This window comes from Stygiolobus azoricus, assembly GCF_009729035.1.
Lineage (GTDB): Archaea > Thermoproteota > Thermoprotei_A > Sulfolobales > Sulfolobaceae > Stygiolobus > Stygiolobus azoricus.
In genome coordinates, this window is the sequence record NZ_CP045483.1 from 904546 (window position 1) to 921364 (window position 16819).

The following is a 16819-nucleotide window of genomic DNA, read 5'->3' on the forward strand; positions in this document are numbered from 1 at the left end:
ATAAACGGAAAAGTGGAAACGATAAAATTAAGGTTGTCCTTTTATCATGACAGAGTAAAGCTTATTTTTACAACAGAGTGATATATGTAGGGTTTCCTATTGCACCAACCGTGAAAGAACTTATATATCCTTGGCTACTGGACTCAGAAGAATATAATTTTGATGATATAAAGGATGGGATAAGGCTTCACTTAAACGAGTCTCCTTATTCACCCCCTCCGCATATATTAGAAGCTATACAGAAGTATTTACCTTACGCTAACAGATACCAGCACCCAGAATTGTCTGAGAGGTTTTCAGCCTTAGCAGCGGACTATAATAAAGTAGAGCCAGAAAATATCTTTCCTACTCCAGGTGGAGACGGGGCTTTGAGGTCAATATTTTACAATTTAGCCCAGCCTGGAGACAAAGTTGTAACTAATTACCCTGCATATAGCATGTACAAGGTTTACTCGTCGGTAAGAGGTCTCAACCACGTAAAGATCAAACTCATTGAAGGTGAAGAATGGTGGTATGAAGATAGGAAGAGACTATTAAGTGAGAGTAAAGGTGCTAGACTTGTAGTAATTGATAATCCGAATAATCCCACGGGCTCGCCGATGTTAGATGAGGAGTTGGTTAAAGAGCTCGCTACAAATGTTAGAGGATTTATAGTTATTGATGAAGCGTATTACGAATTCTACGGGAAGACTTTTGCAAGGATGATCTACGACTATCCGAATGTGTTAATAGTTAGGACTTTAAGTAAAGCTTTCTCCATGGCATCCCTTAGAGTAGGCTATTTAATAGGAAATGAAGAAGTAGTGAAAGCACTAAAGAAGACTTCGACGCCTTTCGACGTCTCACTACCCGGTCTAATCGCTGGGATTAAGGCATTAGAGGATCCTTCTTATGTAAAGGAAGTCGTTAACAACATAAACACCAACAAAGAGTATTTAATCAAAGAGTTAAGGGGGCTCGGGTTAAAAGTGTTTAACTCCTACACTAATTTCATTTTCGTAAAAGATAATAGGGATTTATTTACCCCACTTATGGCTAAGTCCATTGCTATAAGGAATTTGATTTCAGGCTATTATAGAATATCAATCGGAACAAAAGAACAGTGTGAATTACTTGTAAAAACCTTGGGTGAGATCCTTGAAAATAGCAATACCAAACAAGGGTAGGCTACAACAACCTGTCTTACAGTTCCTAAACAGTGTAGGTATTAAGCCCCTAGCTAGTGACGAGAGAGCATTAATAGTACCGACTAACTGGGAAGGAGTACAGCTAGTTATGGTCAGGACGGAGGACATTCCTAATATAGTTGAAGCGGGAGCTGCGGAATTGGGTATAACCGGTTTTGATTACGTATTGGAATCAGGTGTAGACGTCGAGGAGTTGGTGCATCTGGACTTCGGTAAGGCTAAAATAGTTCTCGCCGTGCCAGTATCTTGGGGTATTAATTCTCCAGAGGAGATTAAGGGTGAAATCAGAATAGCGACGAAGTATTTTAATATAGCCAGAAACTACTTAGCTCAAAAGGGGATAAAAGCTAAATTAGTTAAGATAAGCGGAGCAGCTGAGGTAATGCCCTCTTTAGGGGCTGCCGATGCGATAATCGATGTAATGAGTACTGGGACTACTTTGAAACTCCACGGTCTGAAGGCAATAGATACGGTTATGGAAAGTAGGGCTGTGGTAATAGGAAATAAAGATTGGATTAAAAGCGATGAAGCTGAAAGGATAAACCTTCTACTTACCCTGATGAAAGGTGCTTTATTTGCGAGAAACAAGAAGATGGTATTTATGAACGTACCTGATGAAAAGCTTGATAAAGTGCTCTCCGTTCTCCCCGCAATGCTTTCTCCAACTTTATCTAAATTGGCTAAGAGTGATGCATGGGAAGTAATTACGGTGATAGATGAAGACACCCTTCCTGAGATAATCGGAAAGGTCGTGGCTAATGGTGCACGTGATATAGTAATAGTCGACATAGAAAAGGTGATAAAATGAGTTTAGAGGTCATTCCCAGTATAGATATCAGTGAAGGTAAAGCCGTAAAGAGAATTAAGGGTCAAAGAGGCTCTGGACTAATTCTGGGAGATCCTTTGCGTATAGCTGAACAAATATACAGCGAGGGATACAAGAAAGTTCACTTAGTCGATTTAGATGCGGCAGAGGGAGTCGGTAACAACGAGGAGATTATAAAGATGATTTGTAAAGAAATTGGATTCGACCACACACAAGTAGGAGGAGGAATAAGGAGTTTAGACAAAGCCCAAAAAATAGCTAATGAATGTTCTTTCATAGTTCTATCTACTTTACCTGTTATGAATAGAGAAGCTTTCGAGAAAATCTGGAGTGAAGTGGGCAAAGATAAGATTTTACTCTCCATAGATTACAATGAACGAGGGGACGTTTTAATAAAAGGATGGAAAGAGAGGAGAGAGATAAAGGTCGAGGAAATACTATCTTTTGATGTTTACGGCTTTATATTCACTTACGTTCCCAAAGAGGGCACGAAGAGCGGGATAGACGAAAGTGTAAAGAAATATGTTAATATAGTCAAGGGAGTTAAGGAATATGCAGGAGGGGTATCCACTATTGAGGATTTGATGAAGCTTAAGGTTTTCGGTTTCGATTATGCTATAATTGGTATGAGCTTCTATAATGGTAGTCTTAGGGGTGTAAAAGTTGTATAATAGGAGTGTTAAAAAGGTCAGAGAAACAAAAGAGACCAAGGTAGAAATCGAATTAGATATTGATCAGAAAGGCGAAGTCAGGGTACAAACTCCAGTCAAGTTCTTTAATCATATGTTATCCACTTTACTGTATTACATGAACTCGACTTCCACGGTTATCGCCGAGGACAAGTTAGGTTATGATGACCATCATGTAGTAGAGGACGTTGCTATAACGTTGGGAGAAGCGTTCAAGGAGGCTTTAGGTGATAAGAGGGGAATAAGGAGGTTTGCTAACGAGATAGTTCCAATGGATGACGCATTAGTCCTAGTGGCAGTGGATATCTCGGGAAGGGGAGTAAGTAATATAGAGTTAAATCTTCAGAGAAGCGAAATTGGAGGATTAGCAACAGAAAACGTTTTCCACTTCTTTCAAACGTTTTCTTATCACTGTGGAGTAAACCTACACGTAATTCAACTAAGGGGTACAAACACTCACCATATTATTGAGGCATCTTTCAAGGCTTTAGGTATGTCTTTATACGAGGCAAGTAGAATTATCTCTCAAGACGTGTTAAGTCTGAAGGGGAGCTTATGACGGCAAAACGTATTATCGCTTGTTTAGATGTGAAAAAAGGTAGGGTTGTCAAAGGAGTTAATTTCCTAGACCTAAAGGACAAAGGGGATCCTACGGAATTGGCGGCGAGATATGAAGATGAAGGAGCTGATGAGATAGTTTTCCTAGATGTTACTGCTACAATTGAAGGTAGGAGAGCTTTATTAGAAGTGGTTAAGAACACAGCTAGCGTTCTTTCAATTCCTTTGACTGTAGGAGGTGGTATAAGGACTATTGATGACGTATCAACTATCCTTGGAAACGGGGCTGATAAAGTGAGTATAAACACTGCAGCTGTGGAGAATAAAAAATTAATTACTGAAGCGGCACTACAGTTTGGTTCTCAGGCAGTAGTAGTTGCAATAGATGCTAAAAAAGTGGATGATGACTACAAAGTCTTCACCAGATCTGGGAGTTATAACACGGGATTAAGCGCGATAAGATGGGCTAAAGAAGTTGAAGCTTTAGGAGCTGGTGAAATTCTTCTCACGAGTATAGATAGGGACGGGACTAGGGAGGGATATGATATTACATTAACTAAGATGATTTCAGAAGCAGTTAGTATTCCAGTAATAGCGAGCGGAGGAGCTGGAAAAGAAGTTCATTTTTTAGAAGCCTTAAAAGTAGCCGACGCTGCTTTGGCTGCGGGAGTTTTTCATGATGGAGTAATAAGGATACAAGACCTTAAAATGTATTTAAAGTCCCAAGGGTTGGAGGTAAGATTATGATTTCAAGTGAATTACCTAAAAACAGACCTAATGATTTCACTAAAGCAATACTCACAGTGGAGGAAATAATTAAGCTAGTTAGGGAAAAAGGTGATAAGGCATTACTTGAGCTAGAGGAGAAGCTGGATCATATGAAGTTAGATTCTGTAGTAGAAGATAAGATAGACGAACTTGCGTCAAAGATATCCCCAGAGCTTAAAGAGGCCATAGACTACATATACGAACAGCTGGTCGAATTCCATGAAACTATTAAGCCCTATAACGCTGGAGGTAACTCAAAGGGAGTAGAGTTTGGTGTAATCTGGAAACCAATAGAGAAAGTAGGCATATACGTACCTGGTGGGAATAAGGCTTACCCATCTACTTTGTTGATGGCAGGAATTCCTGCAAAGGTAGCTGGTGTTAATGAGATTTACGCAGCTACTCCACCGTCTAAGATAGACCCCGTGATATGCTATATCGCTAAGAAATTAGGCGTGAAAAAGCTCTACAGATTAGGAGGTGCACAAGCGATAGCAGCCTTTGCTTATGGTACAGAATCAGTTAAGAAAGTAGATAAAGTTGTAGGTCCCGGTAACATATATGTTCAAGCTGCGAAATTTTTAGTGAGTAGGGATATAGGGATAGACGGAATCGAGGGCCCTACAGAGTTAGTAATTATCGCGGACGATACAGCAAAGGTCGAGGACTTGATTTTAGATATGAGGGCTCAAGCCGAGCATGGATTATCGACTTTTATAGTCCTTCTAACTACTTCCCAGAATATAATTGATGAAGTAAAGCGTGAACTAGAAAGTGATAGAAACGTGTACTACGTAGTTAAAGTTAGTAGTGTTGAGGAAGCTATAAAGATTGCTAACGAGATATCTCCTGAACACCTCTCTTTATATGTTACTAACCCCAAGAGATATTTAGATATTGTTTCTAACTCAGGCGCGGTAAGTCTAGGCTCTACTCCGCCGGCTATTATAGATTATGCTGCAGGTCCTAATCATATTCTACCTACTAATCAATGGGCTAGATTTAGGGGAGGGGTTACTGTTTACGATTTTTTAAAGCCCATTATGTACGCCAATCTCGAGAAGCCGGATGAGAAATTAATACAGTCCGCTATAATCTTAGCTAAGCATGAAGGTTTCGAATTTCATGCTAAGAGTATAGGTGCCAGATATGGCAGGTAATGAGGTATTAGACAAGTTATATAAGATAATTGAGGATAGGATTTCATCGCAAAAAGAGGGTAGTTACACAGTAAAATTATACCAAAAGGGGAAGCCTTATATAGCTCAGAAGGTTGGTGAAGAAGCAAGCGAAGTAATTGTCGCAGCTTTAGCCGAAACAAAGGAGCGTCTTGTAGAAGAGGTCGCAGACCTTCTTTATCATTTATTAGTTTTAATGGCTGTATCTAATGTAAAACCAGAGGATGTTTATGAGGAGTTAAAAAGGAGGATGAAGGAGTAATGAAGGCTACCGTCATAAATTACGGTGTGGGTAACCTTTTCAGTATTTCAGCTGGGTTGAAAAGGGTAGGCTTTGAAGTTTCGGTAAACTCTCAACCCGAAGGTAATGAAGACTTGATAGTATTTCCCGGAGTAGGTTCTTTCAATGCAGTTGCAAGTTATCTGAGTTCACATAAAGAGCTATTAAAAGACCTCAGAAAAAGTGGTACTTACTTTTTGGGTGTGTGCTTGGGAATGCAGATAATGTTCGAGGAAGGAACTGAGGGCGGTTTAACCAAGGGGTTAGGTTGGTTTAAGGGCAAAGTAGATAAGATCGAAAACAACGGAAAGGATAAGTTAAAATTACCGCATATAGGATGGGATAAGTTAATTGTAACTGACCTTACTTGTCCGCTCACTGAGGGGTTAAACAACCAGTACGTTTATTACGTCCACAGTTACGTAGCATACCCCGAAGACGAAAGTATCGTTAGAGCTACAACCATTTACGGAATTGCCTACCCCGCTATCATTTGTTCAGATAACATTGTAGGCACACAATTTCACCCAGAAAAAAGTAGTAAAATCGGAAAGATCTTTTTAGGTAACCTATATAGGTGGATGAAAAAGTGATTAGACTAAGCCTAGAGGAGGCTACTAAAATAGCTGAAAAGTTCTGGTTCAGACATACTGATTCTACGATAATAGCCGTCCTCCAAGATGTTGAAACGAAAGAGGTATTAATGGTAGGGCACATGAATAGAGAAGCTTTGATTAGGACTCTAACCGAAGGTTATGCTCATTTTTGGTCTCTGAGCAGAAAGAAGTTGTGGCTTAAAGGGGAGACAAGCGGTCATTATCAGATCGTAGAAGACTTTAAGATAGACTGTGACGGAGACGCAATAGTCTTGTTGGTACGGTCGATAGGGCCTGTCTGCCATACGGGGAATAAGACTTGTTTTTACAGATCCTATAACGATATAGTTATAGAAAAAGATAAAGAAAAAGAATTAAACGCAAAGAGTTAATACTTGTTTTAACATATTTTAACTGGGTTAAAGATGGTTGAAGTCAACAAAGAAGAGTGGAAAAAGAAAATCATGGAAGCATTAACTCAAGTTTATGATCCTGAAATCCCAGTAGACATAGTCAACTTAGGGCTAATATACGAGTTGAAAATTTCAGACGAAGGAGACGTTTACATAAAACTTGGTTTAACTGCACCCGGATGTCCTGTCGTAGATGACCTGATTTATACTGTAGAACAAGTGATAAAGGAGACTGTTCCTGTGAAATCTGTGGAGGTTGATATAGATTTAGAAACGGCGTGGACGCCTTTGAAGATGACACCTGAAGGCAGAGAAAAGTTCAAGAAATTATATGGTTATGACATAGTAGAAATGTGGGTACAAACTTACGGCTTACCTACTGAAGGTACGCAACAATAAGAACAGAAGGCATAAAATCTTTTCACCTATTTCTTACTTGTGTCTTGGAGTATATTGGAACTACTCAGAACGAATCCTGAAAAGTTGAAAGAGAGTATAAGCCGAAGATTCGTAGACGTTTCGTTAGTTGATAAAGCTGTTGAATTAGATAAACAGTGGAGAGCTACGCTACAAGAAGTGGAAAGGCTTAGGCATGAGCATAATGTAATAAGTTCTCAAATCCCTAGAGCGCCAAAAGAACAGAAGCAAGAACTTATAAAAAAGGCTAAAGAATTGTTGAAAATACTAGAGGACAAAGAGAAAGAATTACAGAAAATTGAAGAAGAAAGAGATCAGATTCTTTCCGAGCTACCCAACGTAGTAGATGATTCAGTGCCGATTGGTCCCGATGAAAATTACAGTTTACCGATAAAAGTTTGGGGGAAGTTCAAGGTTTATGAGAAAGACGTTGATGAATTTCTCAAACAAGTTAAGGGATTAAAGGCTGATTACGAGGTAATAAAGTGGAAACCTGTAGGACATGCAGATATGTTAGAAAACGTCCTTAAGTTAGGGGATACAAAAAAGGCTGGAGAGGTGGCAGGGTCGAGGTTTTACTATTTGTTTAACGATATAGTCTGGTTAGATATCGCTCTCTTGAACTATGCTATAGATATAATGACCTCTAAGGGATATACTCTAGTTTTACCACCTTATATGTTGAGGGGTGAAGTCATTAAGAGTGTTATAGACTTAGATACTTTTAGAGATGCTATCTACAAGATAGAGAATGAGGATCTATATCTTATTGCCACAGCAGAGCACCCAATAGCAGCTCTATTCTTTAAAGAAGATATTCCTAAGGAAAAGCTCCCCTTAAAGTTTGTAGGTATTAGCCCTGCTTTTAGGAAGGAAGCTGGAGCAGCTAATAAAGACTTGAAAGGAATATTCAGAGTTCATCAGTTTCATAAAGTGGAACAATTTGTATTTTCTCTTCCTGAAGAAAGTTGGAAATACCACGAGGAATTAATCTCAAATGCTGAACAAATATTCCAAGGGCTTGGGCTTCCTTATAGGGTTATAAATATTGCCTCTGGTGATTTGGGAGCATGCGCAGCAAAGAAGTATGATTTAGAGGTATGGATGCCTGCACAAGCGAAGTTTAGAGAGATGGTGAGTTGTAGCAATTGTTTGGATTGGCAAGCGTTTAGGATGAAAATAAGGTATGTAGATTATAAGACAAACAAGAAGGGATATGTCCACACTCTAAATAGTACAGCAATTGCTAGTACAAGGACTATTACTGCAATTCTGGAAAACAATCAAAGAGAGGATGGTGTGGTGGAGATACCAAAAGTGCTCAGAAAGTACCTAGAGGTATTTGCTGCAGCACCAAAAGACTATATATATCCTAAAAAGGAGTGATTATTTCCTTAAGTAACCTTCCAATTGGGCTTCAACTTTTTTCATTTGCTTCTTTGCAACTCTAAGGAATAGCTTTAATGTCCATTTTACCGGCATATACACGGGTGACTTGAGGTAGAACTTATCTAAAATATCCTCAGCCCAATATACATCGTGCCAGAACACTTTCTTATATAATTCAATATGTGCCTCATTTAGTTTAACCTTAGTGAACCAGTCCTTATTCTTGAAGTAACCCATAGGTACGAAGAACATCGGAACTAATATACTACGGTATGACCTCAGGTTATCAACTAGTTCTATAGTCTTATAGACGTCATCTTCAGTTTCTTCAGGCAATCCTACTATCATGGTACCCGCAGGTATTATGTTGTGATCATGCATTATCTTAAATGCTTCTTCTACAGTCTCTGGATATTCATCTACTTTATAGGGTGCGGATTTAGCGGGCATTATTTCTTTTGCAAGTCTTGAGGATCCGGTCTCAATCCCTACTTCGACACCGAGATAGTTCTGGTGACCGTCTTCATACACGATTTCTGTTATCTTTGAGATAAGACCGTACTTCTCTTCCGAGTAACGAATTGCTGCCAAGCTGGCGTGACTCCATGCTATGCTCTTATAGTATTTCTTAACTAGTTTATGCAGTTTTATAAGCGGTTCAGGCCTAGGATATATTCCTACTGCACCGTAAAACAAAACGTCATCACTGTGTATTACCCCATGTCTTACGCCATTCTTAACGTTTACTTGTAGTTCTCTTTCAATTTTCTCTAGTGGATAATACCTCGTTGGTCTTAACGTTACGGAGCAGAATCTGCAAGATCTCGCACATCCTCTCATTATTTCAATTAGTCCATTAACACTAGCGCCTTTTATTTCAGGAATTTCATCTACTGAAGGGGCTTCCTCCGCGCCAATATACACGTATTTCGGTAACGGTTCGTTATTCATTATCATTTCGGCAATTTTTACAATGTAAGTATCAGCTTCTCCGTCTACTAAGGTATCTAAGCCTACTTCTTCGATCATATCTGTTCTCCAAAGCCATTGCCATACTGATGGTCCTCCGGCTATAATCTTCATACCTCTTTGTTTTGCTTGCTTAATTTCCGGTTTATGAATTAGCTCTTGGAAACTCTTGTAATTGACGGGCTCCTTCTTTGTTATCCCCCACCATGTGGAAGATGGAGGGCCAAAAGCAAAATAATCGTGATGAGAGAACATTAAGGCCTTAGCATGTGGTAAGTATTTGCCAATATAGTCTGGGTCAATAATAGCTGCCTTATAACCTGCATCAATTAGTGCTGCTTCTATTTTCCTCATTCCGTAAGGTGCTTCTTTCGGTCTTCCTAATTCATCTGTCTTCATTTTAGGGCAAGCTAACCACTTCCACGCCTTCTCAGGAATTCCTATTGCAGGTCCAGTACCTAAGAAGCCCAAAAATTCTTTGCCATGATGGTTAGTCATTAGGCAGCGATCAGTTGTTATTATGAAGTCAAATTTCTCTTCCAAAAAACTCACCTTTTATGTCTTTCTAAGTTTATATTTATAAAGACGTTTTTAAAAGTCATTTAAGCACTTTTCTAAGGGTCCTTTTCAAATCATCAGGCAATTTGTCTCTTGAGTCTATAGTTTGTACATTATTTAAGTCTTCATTCCACTCTTCACTTTCTCCCAATTTTATGTTCTTTAAAGTCTGGAATATATATATCTTTTCTCCTCTTTCATTTCTGGCTTGATGTATAATCAATTCATTTCCACCAATCTTTACCAGATATTTTGCCTCGATGGATGATATCTTCATGATTCCTATTTAACACTTATAGGGATTAAAGCTTTAACTTTAATGTCGGGTGACTTAATGGATTCCTGCGTATTTTGTAAAATAATTAAAGGTGAACTTAAATCACAAAAAGTATATGAAGACGATTATGTGCTAGCTTTTCTAGATATTAATCCTATTCATAAAGGACATACACTCGTGGTAAGTAAAAAGCATTATGATAACATATATGATATTCCAGATGATGAATTAAAAAAAGTTATTGTAGTAGTAAAAAAGGTTGCTATAGCAATTAAAAAGATGGGTGCAGATGGTGTTAATGTTGTCCAAAATAATGATGAAGCAGCAGGACAAAGAGTGTTTCACATACACTTTCACGTGGTTCCGAGATATAAAGGCGACCGTATTAAAATAGACACAATAGAGGATAGGACTAGATATAAAGATGAAAATGAAATGAGAGAATATGCAGATAAGATTAGAAGGTTTTTAAGTTAGTACTTTACTCCTCTTCAGATTTTTCACTTTCTTCAAATTCTTCCCTGAGCAGTTCAAGTCCTATTTCCTTATAATATTCTTCCCTCTCCTGCTCTAGTTGTTCTTCCTCTAGTCTTCTTTCTCCTTTATCGCTTACTAAGGAGGTAGTAAGGACTTTGTTGCTTTTATCAGCTTTTTCTTTCACACTGTACTCTTTTTTCTCTTTTTCACTGAGTTCCTTCTCGTAACCACATTTATTGCACTTCAGTATTTCTTTGCCATCCTTCTTGGCAGGTACTAGCACTCCTCCACATTTAGGACAGAATTGCATTAATTGGTCACCATATATTGTAGTAAAGCCTAGAAAATGTATAAAAGGCTTTTGCTTATCTGGCTGATCCTAGGACAACCCCTTTATTAATAGAGATAGTTTATTTATAATAAATTAATCAAAAACGTAAGATTTAAACAATTTTAATCCTAGGATCTTCTTTAACTACGTTAAGAACTATACTCGTGTGAGTTCTCTCCACCTTAGGGTTCTTTAATAAGCTTTTCAGGAAGTTGTCGAGATCTTCTACACTGCGGAACTTTGCTATTACTGCAACATCGTATTCTCCTACAATATCGTAGACTCCAATAACATTATCTAGATTGGCTATTTCTCTTTCAAATTCAACTAAATGTTTTCCATCTACCTTAGCCATTATTATGCTTGTAAGTGTATAGCCTAATTTTGAGTAGTCAATTAATGCTGTAAATCCTTTTATTACTCCCTCTTGGACAAGCCTGAATAATCTATTATGGAGAGTCGCAGGTGATACATTCATTTCTTCCGCTAGTTTTCTTAAACTTACTCTTGAGTCTTTTAGTAGCTCAATTAATAATTTCCTATCGACTGTGTCGATCTCAACCCGTTTTCTATCAGACATGAAGTTCATGATTATTAAATAATTACTCGTTAAAAAATTTTCATTTTAATAAGGATTTGTCATACAAACTTGAGCTGAGATATGCCAGCTAGTATTAATTGTATTCCAAAGGCAGCTATGATTATAGCGGTGAATCTGCCCGCAGCAACTGTTCCAGTTTCACCTAATGCTTTTACCAGTAATGGTCCTACAAGGAGTGAGAAATACACTAAAAATGTAACTACAATACTACTTAAAATTAGTGTTAGAGGGTTATAAGATACAGATAACGTAATTAAAGCTGTCATAGTTCCAGGTCCTACTAGAAGTGGTGTTGCTATCGGAGTTATTAGAGCTTCCTCTAACTTTCTCACGAATCTGAGTTGTTGGAAACCACCCATAGTATCGATACCCAAGTAAACTAGAAGAATTCCACCGGCAATTTCCAGAGCTTGAGGTGATATTCCAAGAAAATCAAGTAAGGGTTTCCCTAATATTGAAAACAAAACTAAAAGTACTCCAATAGCAACTGTTATTTTATTCACAACAAATTTCCATGTTATCTTCTCCTCTTTAGCAGCCTCTTCATAAACTGCTAATAAGTACGGTAGTACAGAAAAAGGGTCTATAATTGCAAACAGTTTTACTGTAATTACTGGTATTGGTGAAAATATATCTGTCATTCTAGTAGGCTTAACACGTCTCTGAGAATTTTAATTCTTTCCTCTTTATTTTCGGTGAAAGAAGCTAAAACCAACTTACTGAGCACTTTGTAGATAGTAGAAATTTCCTTCTTACACTGCTCATTACCTAATTGGAGTTCATTTACTTTACTTTCTAAACTTTGTAAAGAATAAAGTAATTGTGTTATGATGTCTTCTTCTCCGTGTTCATGATGATGATGTTCTTCTCGCTCTACTTCTCTTTGTATTTCAGCTATATCATCCTCATTCTTTGGAATCTTGTCTATCCTGAACTTCATTTTCCTCTCCACCCTCAGTATCTACGTTTCTCACTTCTTTCATATCTATATCTTGAATTATTAATTTATCTACGCCCATCTTGAGATATTGTTTAATGACAATACTTATCTTACCTGCTGCCCTAACTGGGATGCACTCAGTCTCTACCTCCTCTCCCGTCACCAGCTTAGCTATTACCTTAGCCTCTTTTTTAGCCTCGTCACAATATTCAACGTTTACCGATTGTATCTTGCCCATATACAGTAGTGATTCTATGTCTCTTCCTTTCATAGGTATTCTGTTCACTTTCTCACACCTATACCGATCACTTTTTCAATCTTTAATCCTTTCTCCTTTAAATAAGTGTTAAAACCCTCACGTATCTCCAAAATTACTTCGTAACCTCTGTCAATAATCGCCGTTCCTAAACCTACTAATCTCGCTCCAACAGCGATTAGTTCTAACGCATCTTCCCATGTAAATACTCCTCCCATCCCGATTATTTCTGTATTGTATTCCTTATACACGTCATGGATGACCCTCACAGCTAACTGATGTATGCACTTCCCTGATATACCACCTGTACCGTAGCTTAGGATAGGCTTAAACTCCTCTCTATCTAAAGCTAACCCCTTAAGTGTATTTATCAGGGTAATTCCTTTAGCTCCCCCTTCAAGGGCTTTTCCTGCCAGTTCTACGGTATTATCCCAAGGACCTAATTTTACGAACACGGGGAGTGAAGTTACACTGCTCACTTCCTTAGTGATGTCCAATGTAAACTTTGAGGTGGATTCACCGTAACCTTTTCTGTTAGGGCTACTTAGGTTCAGTTCAATTATCTTCACTTTCTCTCTTAAAGCCTTGTTAGTAGTTCTCAACTCTTCGAATCTCTCTACCACTTTCTTTATTTCACCTACACTGTTTCCTCCTATACTTAGAATTAAATTACAGTCAGCTTTAACCTGAAAACCCTCCAGTGAGTCTATCCCCGGGTTACCCAAACCTATTGCGTTCATGTAACAGCCATCTCTTAATTTAATCACTGTAGGAGGTTTGTGGGGTTCTAATGCGTTTAATGTCAGCGTCTTCATCGTTATTGCTGAAGGCAAATATTTTTCGCAAATTTTATTCATAAATTTATCCACGAGAGGGACTATGCCAGAGCTTATTATAAAAGGGTCTTTAAATTCAATTCCTGCTACTTTCAGCAATTACGTTCACTCCCCTAATAGGATATGCAGTTTCTCCGTCATATGCTAGTTTACCTTCTACAATAACGTTAGTTACCTTAGCTTCTAAAGGAAACTGGTCTAGAGGGGTTTGTGTTACTTTACTGAATTTAGTAGAGTATCTCCAACTCTCCCTTTTGATTATTGTAAATGTAGCTGAGTAGCCCTCCTTTATCTCTCCAGCTTTAATACCCGTGATCTTAGCAGGGTTCTCGGCTAGTAATTTAACAGCCCTATCTAAGTCTAAGAGTCCCTTAAACACTAACGTATAAATAAACGGAGTTGTGAAAGATACAGCTGCTATTCCAGGTGGGCATAGGTCGAATGGCAGAGACTTCTCTCTTTCGGTATGTGGTGCGTGATCACTTGCCAATGCGTCCGTCTCATGTAATCCTAGAAGGAATAATTCCAGTCTAGTCTTATAATCCCTAATTGGGGGGTTTACCTTACTTAGACAATCCTTTTCTCCTTCTACTAACATGTGGTGTGGTGTTATATCAGTCGAATATCCTAAGCTTTTTGCGCGCCTCAACGTCTCTAAATTTGTTATATGTGTTATGTGTATCTTTCCCTTTACCATGTAAAGTGACGCAAGTTCCATCCACTTGTCTCTGAGTCTTCTGTCAACCGTTAGAGCAAAGGGCATTTCAGGATGAAGTACTTTAAGCTTTTTACTCTTTTCAAGGATTAATTTAGTTTCCTCTTTTTCTAGATCCTCCGGGAATATTTTATACCCCGCTATAGGTAGTTTATCTATCTCCTCAAATTCCTTTGTAACACCGCTATATATTCCGTAGTTTGTTCTAGCATATAGATCGAATTCCCTTAATCTCTCTATAACACTTTCTTTTGTATTTACTGGTGGTATTGTATTTGGCATGTCAAATATAGTACCGACTCCACCGTAAACAGCTTCACTAGTCGCAGATGTTACCGTCTCCTTATATGACAACTTGGCCCCCCTAACGTGGACGTGAATATCGACAGAGCTGGGTAAAATAAGCTCGTCGGGTCTGAATTCAATATCTGGTTTACAATTCTTTCTAATCTCCCTTATGTTTCTATCTATGTTTATACACAGCTCGGTAATTTCCCCATAATAGTAAGTTTTACCTCTGATCCACAAGTTCTCTCACTTCCACAAAGGGTCCTTCAACACAAGGTAGTATTCCGTTATAATTACACTCACCACAGACTCCTAAATTACAGTTCATTTTTACCCATCTCACGTACACCAGAGCATTTAAAGGGAGATTTTTTACATCAGATTCAGGAACGGATGCTAGAATTAAATCATATTCTTTACTATCATTTACGTTCTCTACTGTTTTGAATTCTCCAACATCACATTTTTCTAAGCAATATATATTGACTTTAGACCCTCTTTCACTAAGTACTTTTAACGCGTACCTTAAATCAAGATAATTTTTTCTATTTCTGATAATTCCTAGCACATTTCCGGTTCTATCTAAGTTAATCGGTTTACCGAGAGGTCCCTTTATTAGTAATTTCTTTTTACCTTGAATCATGGCAATAAGTTTCTGGCTTTCAATAAAGAGTGTCAAAACTTTATTTTCCTCATCGTAATCACCTACTGTTAAAGGGATTTCTAATTCTTTTGGAAAAATTATGCTGATGTATTGTCCGGCTCTAGGTTTGAAAGGGTATTTAACCGAAACTCTGTTTATCTCAAACATCTTATCATAAGAAACAGAAATTATATCACCATATATCAGCTCATTAAACACCATTAGTTACACCGGTTTTGTTTGAGGGTTGCCCAGTATCTGTCTAATTACGTCGTTTTCATCTATTTCTGTCTCGCAATACTCACATCTCATTTTCAACGGTTTTACTTTAACGGTCTTAAAAACGGATGTTGCCTCTACATCGTTATTGGTTATACAATGAGGGTTAGGACACCTCAGAATTCCCTTTACCACCTCAGGCACTTTTAACTGCTTTTTCTCAACGACCTCATAATCCCTTATGATGTTAATTGTGGCAGTTGGAGCTATTAGCGTGATTAAGTTGGCCTCGTTTTCACTGACTTCCTTGTCTTCGATCTTGACTATATCCTTCTTTCCTATTCTTTTACTTTCTACGTTAAGTACCACAGCTACTCTTAATCCTTCCGAGCCCGTTATCTTTAGTACTTTCAATACCGCGAGTGCCCTTCCAGCAGGTATGTGGTCTATAACCGTTCCGTTCTTAATTTTACTTACTAAGAGTTCTTTTTTTGTAGGTACTTCCATTTTACTCACCTAAAATTTTTGTGAGTAAAGCCATTCTGACGGGAACTCCGTAGGAAGCTTGTTCAAAATACTTTGCATGTGGTGTCTTGTCCACTCTTCTGTCGATCTCATTAACTCTTGGCAATGGGTGAAGAATGATACTATCTTTCTTCATTTTACTTACTAAATTTAAGTCTATTACATAGCTCTCCTTGATCCTCTCGTATTCAAGTTCATCTAAGAACCTTTCTTTCTGTATTCTCGTAACGTAGAGCACGTCTATATCCTCAATTACATCGTTGACATTTGAGGCAATTTTGTAGGGATAATTCAACTCTTCTAAGAATTCATTTCTCGGTCTAAGTTGGGGAGGAGAGATTAAATACACGCTTTTTGGATTAAATCTTGTTAGCATTCTTAAGAAGCTATTTACTGTTCTAGCGTATTTAAGGTCACCAAGCAGTCCGTAAGTTAGACCATCGATTTTATCGAAGTGTTTAAACACGGTGAATAGGTCTATTAGAGTTTGTGTAGGATGTTCATGTTTACCGTCCCCTGCATTAATTACCGGTTTATTCGTAACCTCAGATGCAAACTTCGCTGCACCATCAAATTTGTGTCTTATTATTATTGCGTCAGAATAATTATCTAACATCCTTATTGTATCTGCTAAGTTTTCTCCCTTAGCAACTGAAGTTCCTTCAGCTCCAGAGAAACCGATTACATTTCCTCCCAGGTTTATAACCGCCTTATTAAAGCTCAAGTAAGTCCTTGTACTAGGCTCGAAAAAGGCTAGAGCTACGGTTTTTCCTTTTAATGAATCACCTTTTTGTTCCTTCATGAACTTAGAAGCTAACTGGAAGATCTCTTCTACCTCTTCCCTTGTTAAGTCATATGAAGAGATTATACTTTTCACAAAAGC

Annotated in this window: 24 protein-coding genes; 12 read left to right on the plus strand and 12 right to left on the minus strand. The window is 38.1% G+C overall.

All coding sequences use genetic code 11. The features are described 5' to 3' along the window. Positions 1–77: 77 nt before the first annotated feature. Genes hisC through serS form a run of 11 tightly spaced genes read left to right on the plus strand, consistent with a single transcriptional unit; the run spans position 78 to position 8298 of the window. Entirely contained in the window at positions 78–1166 is a 1089-nt protein-coding gene (hisC, locus tag D1868_RS05215; RefSeq protein ID WP_231112473.1) for a histidinol-phosphate transaminase, read from the plus strand. Next, a complete protein-coding gene (gene hisG, locus D1868_RS05220) occupies positions 1138–1995 on the plus strand; it encodes an ATP phosphoribosyltransferase (protein ID WP_156006229.1) in 858 nt (285 codons plus the stop codon). The genes hisC and hisG overlap by 29 nt, the downstream gene beginning before the upstream one ends. Beyond that, positions 1992–2684 (plus strand): 1-(5-phosphoribosyl)-5-((5-phosphoribosylamino)methylideneamino)imidazole-4-carboxamide isomerase, encoded by a 693-nt coding sequence (gene hisA / locus D1868_RS05225; protein WP_156006231.1) that lies wholly within the window; start codon positions 1992–1994, stop codon positions 2682–2684. The genes hisG and hisA overlap by 4 nt, the downstream gene beginning before the upstream one ends. Beyond that, positions 2677–3261, plus strand: a complete 585-nt coding sequence (gene hisBd / locus D1868_RS05230) for an imidazoleglycerol-phosphate dehydratase (RefSeq protein ID WP_156006233.1) — start codon at positions 2677–2679, stop codon at positions 3259–3261. Before hisA ends, hisBd begins: the two co-directional genes overlap by 8 nt. Further along, positions 3258–4007, plus strand: coding sequence for an imidazole glycerol phosphate synthase subunit HisF (gene hisF, locus D1868_RS05235; RefSeq protein WP_156006235.1), 750 nt, complete (start codon positions 3258–3260; stop codon positions 4005–4007). The genes hisBd and hisF overlap by 4 nt, the downstream gene beginning before the upstream one ends. Beyond that, positions 4004–5188, plus strand: coding sequence for a histidinol dehydrogenase (gene hisD, locus D1868_RS05240; RefSeq protein ID WP_156006237.1), 1185 nt, complete (start codon positions 4004–4006; stop codon positions 5186–5188). The genes hisF and hisD overlap by 4 nt, the downstream gene beginning before the upstream one ends. After that, positions 5178–5468, plus strand: coding sequence for a phosphoribosyl-ATP diphosphatase (gene hisE, locus D1868_RS05245; RefSeq protein WP_156006239.1), 291 nt, complete (start codon positions 5178–5180; stop codon positions 5466–5468). The genes hisD and hisE overlap by 11 nt, the downstream gene beginning before the upstream one ends. Beyond that, positions 5468–6079: an imidazole glycerol phosphate synthase subunit HisH gene (gene hisH / locus D1868_RS05250; protein WP_156006241.1), complete on the plus strand. Its 612-nt coding sequence runs from the start codon at positions 5468–5470 to the stop codon at positions 6077–6079. The genes hisE and hisH overlap by 1 nt, the downstream gene beginning before the upstream one ends. Continuing rightward, on the plus strand, positions 6079–6474 hold the full coding sequence (hisI, locus tag D1868_RS05255; protein WP_156007961.1) for a phosphoribosyl-AMP cyclohydrolase: 396 nt from the start codon (positions 6079–6081) through the stop codon (positions 6472–6474). Before hisH ends, hisI begins: the two co-directional genes overlap by 1 nt. 33 nt (positions 6475–6507) lie before the next feature. Beyond that, positions 6508–6894 carry a metal-sulfur cluster assembly factor gene (locus tag D1868_RS05260; protein WP_156006243.1) on the plus strand — a complete coding sequence of 129 codons (387 nt, stop codon included), beginning with the start codon at positions 6508–6510 and terminating at the stop codon, positions 6892–6894. Between the two features lie 39 nt (positions 6895–6933). Beyond that, positions 6934–8298, plus strand: coding sequence for a serine--tRNA ligase (gene serS / locus D1868_RS05265; protein WP_156006245.1), 1365 nt, complete (start codon positions 6934–6936; stop codon positions 8296–8298). On the opposite strand, the gene D1868_RS05270 is transcribed toward serS, so the two are convergent. After that, the gene (locus D1868_RS05270; RefSeq protein ID WP_196770282.1) at positions 8299–9822 is read right to left on the minus strand and encodes a B12-binding domain-containing radical SAM protein; all 1524 of its coding nucleotides are present in this window, start codon (positions 9820–9822) and stop codon (positions 8299–8301) included. A gap of 46 nt (positions 9823–9868) precedes the next feature. After that, the gene (locus tag D1868_RS05275; RefSeq protein ID WP_156006247.1) at positions 9869–10105 is read right to left on the minus strand and encodes a hypothetical protein; all 237 of its coding nucleotides are present in this window, start codon (positions 10103–10105) and stop codon (positions 9869–9871) included. 57 nt (positions 10106–10162) lie between these two features. Here D1868_RS05275 and D1868_RS05280 point away from each other — a divergent pair, with 57 nt between their 5' ends. Then, positions 10163–10582: an HIT family protein gene (locus D1868_RS05280; RefSeq protein ID WP_156006249.1), complete on the plus strand. Its 420-nt coding sequence runs from the start codon at positions 10163–10165 to the stop codon at positions 10580–10582. 4 nt (positions 10583–10586) lie between these two features. Here the strand turns inward: D1868_RS05280 and D1868_RS05285 are convergent, their stop codons facing one another. From D1868_RS05285 to pyrB, 10 genes are all read right to left on the minus strand, one after another. Further along, complete coding sequence (locus tag D1868_RS05285; RefSeq protein ID WP_156006251.1) at positions 10587–10892, minus strand: DNA-directed RNA polymerase subunit M; 306 nt, start codon at positions 10890–10892, stop codon at positions 10587–10589. 133 nt (positions 10893–11025) lie between these two features. Continuing rightward, a complete protein-coding gene (locus tag D1868_RS05290; RefSeq protein WP_156006253.1) occupies positions 11026–11493 on the minus strand; it encodes an Lrp/AsnC family transcriptional regulator in 468 nt (155 codons plus the stop codon). 59 nt (positions 11494–11552) lie between these two features. Next, a complete protein-coding gene (locus tag D1868_RS05295) occupies positions 11553–12155 on the minus strand; it encodes a MarC family protein (RefSeq protein WP_156006255.1) in 603 nt (200 codons plus the stop codon). Then, positions 12152–12454: a hypothetical protein gene (locus tag D1868_RS05300; RefSeq protein WP_156006257.1), complete on the minus strand. Its 303-nt coding sequence runs from the start codon at positions 12452–12454 to the stop codon at positions 12152–12154. The genes D1868_RS05295 and D1868_RS05300 overlap by 4 nt, the downstream gene beginning before the upstream one ends. After that, on the minus strand, positions 12420–12740 hold the full coding sequence (locus D1868_RS05305; RefSeq protein ID WP_156006259.1) for a hypothetical protein: 321 nt from the start codon (positions 12738–12740) through the stop codon (positions 12420–12422). The genes D1868_RS05300 and D1868_RS05305 overlap by 35 nt, the downstream gene beginning before the upstream one ends. Next, complete coding sequence (pyrD, locus tag D1868_RS05310; RefSeq protein WP_156006261.1) at positions 12737–13645, minus strand: dihydroorotate dehydrogenase PyrD; 909 nt, start codon at positions 13643–13645, stop codon at positions 12737–12739. Before pyrD ends, D1868_RS05305 begins: the two co-directional genes overlap by 4 nt. Next, a complete protein-coding gene (pyrC, locus tag D1868_RS05315) occupies positions 13623–14789 on the minus strand; it encodes a dihydroorotase (protein ID WP_156006263.1) in 1167 nt (388 codons plus the stop codon). The genes pyrD and pyrC overlap by 23 nt, the downstream gene beginning before the upstream one ends. Further along, positions 14773–15414, minus strand: coding sequence for a ferredoxin reductase domain-containing protein (locus D1868_RS05320; RefSeq protein ID WP_231112474.1), 642 nt, complete (start codon positions 15412–15414; stop codon positions 14773–14775). The genes pyrC and D1868_RS05320 overlap by 17 nt, the downstream gene beginning before the upstream one ends. A gap of 3 nt (positions 15415–15417) precedes the next feature. Continuing rightward, the gene (gene pyrI / locus D1868_RS05325; protein WP_156006265.1) at positions 15418–15918 is read right to left on the minus strand and encodes an aspartate carbamoyltransferase regulatory subunit; all 501 of its coding nucleotides are present in this window, start codon (positions 15916–15918) and stop codon (positions 15418–15420) included. 1 nt (position 15919) lies between these two features. Beyond that, a complete protein-coding gene (gene pyrB / locus D1868_RS05330) occupies positions 15920–16813 on the minus strand; it encodes an aspartate carbamoyltransferase (RefSeq protein ID WP_156006267.1) in 894 nt (297 codons plus the stop codon). Positions 16814–16819: the final 6 nt, after the last annotated feature.